The sequence below is a fragment of the Texcoconibacillus texcoconensis genome, assembly GCF_014202575.1.
Classification (GTDB): domain Bacteria; phylum Bacillota; class Bacilli; order Bacillales; family Salisediminibacteriaceae; genus Texcoconibacillus; species Texcoconibacillus texcoconensis.
Genome location: NZ_JACHHB010000027.1, coordinates 1 through 5459, shown reverse-complemented (window position 1 = coordinate 5459; position 5459 = coordinate 1). Strand labels below are relative to the sequence as shown.

The following is a 5459-nucleotide window of genomic DNA, read 5'->3' as shown; positions in this document are numbered from 1 at the left end:
ATGTCACTCCGAAGAGATCTATTAGCTTCCCGCGCTCGACTTGCATGTATTAGGCACGCCGCCAGCGTTCGTCCTGAGCCAGGATCAAACTCTCCATTAAAGAATGAGTTTGATGTCTCTGACATCTTTATTGTTTCATTGACAGGATCTTAAAAGATCCCGCTGGTCGCTTAGCTTTTTGTTTAGTTTTCAAAGGTCAGTGTTTCAGTCGCTCTCAAAGCGACAAATATTATTATAGCAAGTATAACTCTTAAAGTCAACCATCCTTCAAAACTTTTTTTGAAAGATTTAATGTTTTTGGTGGAGCCTAATGGGTTTGAAACGATATTCGTTAGTTATGAGAATATGAACCTTTCATTTTCACCAAGATGGCGTGTCGTTGTTAGCGACTTTTAATACTATACAGCAAAGTATACATAACAACAACAGGTATGTTTTTCCTTGATGTATGGTTACGATCTTTATTTTTTATATAGAAGGTTTTTTTCGTAAAGTTTGTTGCATTCGGATAAGCAAAAGGTGACGGACTCTCCTCTCTACAAGTATGGTTTTGCCTTATATTCGTCGAGACAAATCGACGTACCTTCAACAAAGTAGCTGTCTTTCCAGTGGGAAAAGCAACATTTTGTTTATGCGACGAGTAACTGTAGGAGCAGGCGAAGACCTTCTTTAAGAAGGCCCCATGATTTCGAACGAAATGAACCATGAATGGATATCACACTTGTGCCTGTGGTTAAACGTCCACCTGTAGGGACTCCAAGTGTGAACTAATCCCCTAAAAAGCATCATTTTTTTAGAAAACAGCCTAATAGAAAAAGGTTCGTCAAAGTTACAGTTCCTATAGCACTAGCTTTTCCATTATCTATTTTAATAATTTCTTGTACTAAAACACCACTCCATACAATACACTGTACAAGCATGTTGTTTGTCCAACTTGTATTTCGGAGGAGATTATATGAGCCTTTTATTGACGTACATATTTTTAGGTATCTCGTTAGCCGCTCCGATAGGGCCGGTTAATGCAGCCCAATTGGATCGCGGTATCAAGAATGGATTTTTAAATTCATGGCTTGTTGGTTTAGGTGCGACGGTCGCCGATACATTTTATATGTTACTTGTTTTTTTAGGTGTATATCATTTAATTGAAATTCCTTTTATCCAATCTTTTCTTTGGATATTTGGATCTTTCCTTCTTATCTATACAGGGATTGAGAGTTTATCCAGTGCGAAACAAATCCCATTAAAAGGATTTGATATGAACCGTGAAGCCGGTTCAAAGTCATTTCTAGCAGGGTTTTTCATTTCATTATTTAACCCTTTAACGATTTTATTTTGGCTTGGCATATTCGGATCTATCATAGCTAAGACGGTTACTTCCTACGATACAGAAGAAGTGATTTTATATGTTTCAGCCATCTTTGTAGGGATCACTTTATGGGACTTTACGATGGCTGGTCTTTCGAGCACTTTACGTAAGTTTTTAACGTATCGTTTGCTAACTGCGATTTCAGTTTTCTCAGGCGTTTCTCTTTTCGGATTCGGTATCTATTTTGCTATCCAAGCCGCTACCGTGCTATTTTCATGAAACTACTCAACTTATTGCTAAACAATTTGAAAGGGATACCTTTCTGAAATGCGTTAAATTAATTAAGTTTTAGGCTCTGGATTTGATGACTCTTTTGATTTCTTCTTCCAAAAATGTCGCATGATGAAAGTCACAATACTAATCACGACAATAAAGGCTAGACTTACAAAAAATCCGGGTCGGCTTGTCTGATGGAAGACCGTCCCAACAATTGCTAATAGAACTAAAGAGAAACCTAATAACCTCTTTATATTGGCCCAGATTGTTAATTCATGAAGGCGACCATAGGATCCTATAATGAAAAACCAATTGTATAACAACATCAAACCAGCTGCCGTTGTAAAATACTCATAAATATTGTCTGGCATGACGACTGACATGACGACAGAAACAGCAAGAACCAATGTCGTTAACCCCATTGCTGGTAGCGCATACTTATCTTTAAATTTTTTTGATAAAAATGATGGCGCATCTTGGTCTTCAGCAAGAGTAACGAGAATGCTTATTACCGCAAATAAAGAAGCGACCATCGTTGAAAAACCAGCAATAATAAAGACCGCATTAAAAATATGAGAAATAAAAGGAATGTTGTATGGTTCTAAAGAAGTTATGAAAGGACTCGTTTCATGTGTGAATGTGTCCCACGAAACGAGAAGTATTGCCAGTCCAATTGACACCATATAAATGACACCTAAAGTAAAGAACATCAGTTTTCCTGCTTTTAATGCATCTTTCTTTTCTTCTAATCGCACAGCTAACAAACCGATAATTTCAATTCCCGCAAAACCATAAAAACCAAAAATAAGCGATGGTAAAAAACCAGTCAAACCATTTGGAAAAAGAGCTTGAAAAGTTTTAGGGATCGCATTCGCTTCCTCATCATTGCCACCTAGTAAACCAAGTAGTGCTAACACGGCGATGATAATAAACATCACGATCGCAGAAGCTTTTAAAACCGCTAAAATATTCTCAACTCGATCGAATGCTTTTGAACCGCAAAGAATAACGATCATTGCTAAAACGGCATAAATGGTCGCTAAAATCCATAGTGGCATATTCGGAAACCATAATTGTGAGAAGATGGCTAAGGCTGTCATTTGACTTCCGATGATGAGGATTTCAGATGCCCAATAAACCCAACCACTCGTAAATCCAGCCCATCTGCCATAAGCTTTTTTTGCATAAGATCGAAAAGACCCTTCTTGCGGATCTTCTGTTGTCATTTTTGCCAATGCCTCATAAACAAAATAAGTCGCTATTGCAGCGATTGCAAATGAGAATATTACTGAAGGACCCGTCATATTAATTGCAATACTTGAGCCAAGAAAGAAACCTGTACCAATCGTACAGGCGATTCCCAAAAGGGTTAGTTGCCACCACTTTAATGGCTTTTCGTTTTGTTCATTAGATTTACCCATTAGTCATCTCCCTCACTTCTTCTATCTAAATGTATTATTGGAGAGATGTAAGGGGTTTATGTAAAAGGTCATTAAATTTACAACACTATGTTTAAAGAGCCCTCATTAACTTCGCATATGCACCTTCCTGCAATGGCAAAAGCATCATAGCGATTTGCAGAAAACAAAGACCCGAAACTTACAACGTTTAATCAGTCCCTTTCACATCAAAGTATTCGCTTAAAATAATCAAGCAACTCCGTCTCACCCTGACCATAAAAGTAATTCTGGTTAAATATATGTCGAGAGCGAAATACCTTCGAGCCTCCGTAGCTCCTGAGCCTCACCATAATTGAATGCCAGATGACTATTCAAGTTAACGGCAAATTTCTTCGTCAGCTGCTCTCTCATAAGAAAAGTACAAGGCGCCCGCCTATCGGCGACTAGCACTGCCTCTTCCTCTGCTAGCTTTGCTTTGAAGTGCATCCGTCGAGGCAAATCGTAGATTACTCACCGTTGAATCGCTCTTTGGACCAGCGAAGATGAAGGAGCGCTTTCAGCTTCAATTGCCGAACCGAAGTGACCTCGAGCCGATGGCGCCTGAACTAGACAGATTCTCATGGACGGGTGTCTATTCCGAGTCTCGATCGCTTGCTTCCTAGAACTTCTTGTTTCTCGGATTCCTCGCTTTTTTTCTATAAACCCTTTTCACCTTGCGGTGATCAGTTACTGAAAACATAGGCTCTGTTAAAGTTAGTTGTTGATAATTGATTTTTACGAACGTGCGTTCTGTAATCAAACTAACTATAATAGGGTTGGTGATGATTGTGAGAGCGACTGAAATCCTCAAAGCCATTCAAAAACTAAATTCCGCAGAGAAGCACAGATTACGTGAATACTTAATTGTTGCTCTTACTGCATCAAGTTCGACTGGAACGGTTCTTCACGAAATATCTGAACGTAAAAATAAGAATGGTTATGAATGTCCTGATTGTGAATCAGAGTATATTGTTCGATTCGGTAAATATACAACAATCGTGGATGGCAAAGATGTTAAGAAGCAACGCTATCGCTGTAAGGCTTGTAAAAAGACATTCACCGACCTTACAAATACAGTTCTTTATCGAACTCGTCACCTTAACCAGTGGATTAAATTTATCGAGTGCATGATAGAAGGTTATTCTCTGCGAAAGTCCGTTGACTTAATCGGCAACATCACTCACGTCACCTTATTTTATTGGAGACACAAACTATTATCATCGTTAAAACAAATGGATATATCAAATTTCGAGGGTATCGTTGAAATAGATGAGACCTATTTCTTTTACTCAGAAAAAGGACAAAGAAAAATTAAAGACAGAAAGCCACGCAAGCGTGGTGGTTCTGCAAAGAAACGTGGTATAAGCAATGAACAAGTATGTGTATTGGTTGCAAGAGACCGTGACAAGACCACTTTTTCAGAGATATCAGGTATGGGTAGATTAACAAAAGACCAATTGGACAAAGCCATCGGGCATAGGCTTTCAAATGAAAATATACTATGCACGGATGCTTGGCGTGCATTTAAAACATATGCTTCTGAAAAGGGAATGGATATTTACCAATTCAAGTCCGATGGTAAAATTCGTACTAAGGGGCTTTACCACATCCAAAACGTGAATAATTATCATAGAAGACTAAAAGGATGGATACAACGATTTAATGGTGTTGCAACCAAGTATTTAAACAATTACCTTGCTTGGTTTCAGGTCTTGGAAAGTATCCAACATCAAAGAAATGAAGTTACGATGAATGATTTGATTATTAAAGGGAATTTAATAGAAAACAGGGAAACATATGATACACTTAGGTTAGCTAAATTCACGACATAATCGCCCTTACTTATTCAACTAATCATAGGAAATGTGTGGGCTTAGTAAGTTCAGTATGAAAATATTTAAAATGACGTAACAAGCAAATATCAGCCTTTAAATAGGTTTTTTATGTTATTGAAAAGCAATAAGGAGGTTTTAGATGAGTAAAAAAACTATTCTGATTTTAGGGATTGTTTATACCGTTGTGACTCTTATCTTGCATAATGTCCTGGAAACCACTATTGGTGGAATTTTGTATACCTTAAGCTTTATAGCTTTAGTAGTGGGAATCATAGGGGCTATATACTATATAATTAAGTTTTCCATTAAACAATTTATTTATAATTACAAGAATCGGAATGGCATTGAATAATTTATAATCCCCATATAAACTCCAATTATATGGGGATTATTTCTTTTACATAAAATCAACATTAAACTTTAACAGAGCCAAAACATAAAAAAAGCACATCGCTTCTGCGACATGCCATCAAATGCCTGGCGGCGTCCTACTCTCACAGGGGGAGAGCCCCCAACTACCATCGGCGCTGAAGAGCTTAACTTCCGTGTTCGGCATGGGAACGGGTGTGACCTCTTCGCTATCGCCACCAGACAAATATTAAG

At 38.0% G+C, this 5459-nt stretch carries 4 protein-coding genes and 2 rRNA genes; 3 read left to right on the top strand and 3 right to left on the bottom strand.

Annotated elements, in window-relative coordinates; genetic code table 11:
* A 16S ribosomal RNA gene (locus HNQ41_RS16355) occupies positions 1 to 100 on the bottom strand; the annotation flags it as partial.
* Positions 101 to 955: 855 nt separating this feature from the next.
* Between HNQ41_RS16355 and HNQ41_RS16350 the strand changes: the two genes are divergently transcribed.
* Positions 956 to 1585 carry a LysE family transporter gene (locus tag HNQ41_RS16350; RefSeq protein WP_184665513.1) on the top strand — a complete coding sequence of 210 codons (630 nt, stop codon included), beginning with the start codon at positions 956 to 958 and terminating at the stop codon, positions 1583 to 1585.
* A gap of 62 nt (positions 1586 to 1647) precedes the next feature.
* Here the strand turns inward: HNQ41_RS16350 and HNQ41_RS16345 are convergent, their stop codons facing one another.
* Positions 1648 to 3003 carry an amino acid permease gene (locus HNQ41_RS16345; protein WP_184665512.1) on the bottom strand — a complete coding sequence of 452 codons (1356 nt, stop codon included), beginning with the start codon at positions 3001 to 3003 and terminating at the stop codon, positions 1648 to 1650.
* A gap of 800 nt (positions 3004 to 3803) precedes the next feature.
* Between HNQ41_RS16345 and HNQ41_RS16340 the strand changes: the two genes are divergently transcribed.
* Together HNQ41_RS16340 and HNQ41_RS16335 are read left to right on the top strand one after the other, a co-directional pair.
* A complete protein-coding gene (locus tag HNQ41_RS16340; RefSeq protein ID WP_184665511.1) occupies positions 3804 to 4853 on the top strand; it encodes an IS1595 family transposase in 1050 nt (349 codons plus the stop codon).
* 142 nt (positions 4854 to 4995) lie between these two features.
* A complete protein-coding gene (locus HNQ41_RS16335) occupies positions 4996 to 5208 on the top strand; it encodes a hypothetical protein (protein WP_184665510.1) in 213 nt (70 codons plus the stop codon).
* A gap of 123 nt (positions 5209 to 5331) precedes the next feature.
* On the opposite strand, the gene rrf is transcribed toward HNQ41_RS16335, so the two are convergent.
* Positions 5332 to 5448 (bottom strand): 5S ribosomal RNA (rrf, locus tag HNQ41_RS16330).
* Between the last annotated feature and the right edge of the window lie 11 nt (positions 5449 to 5459).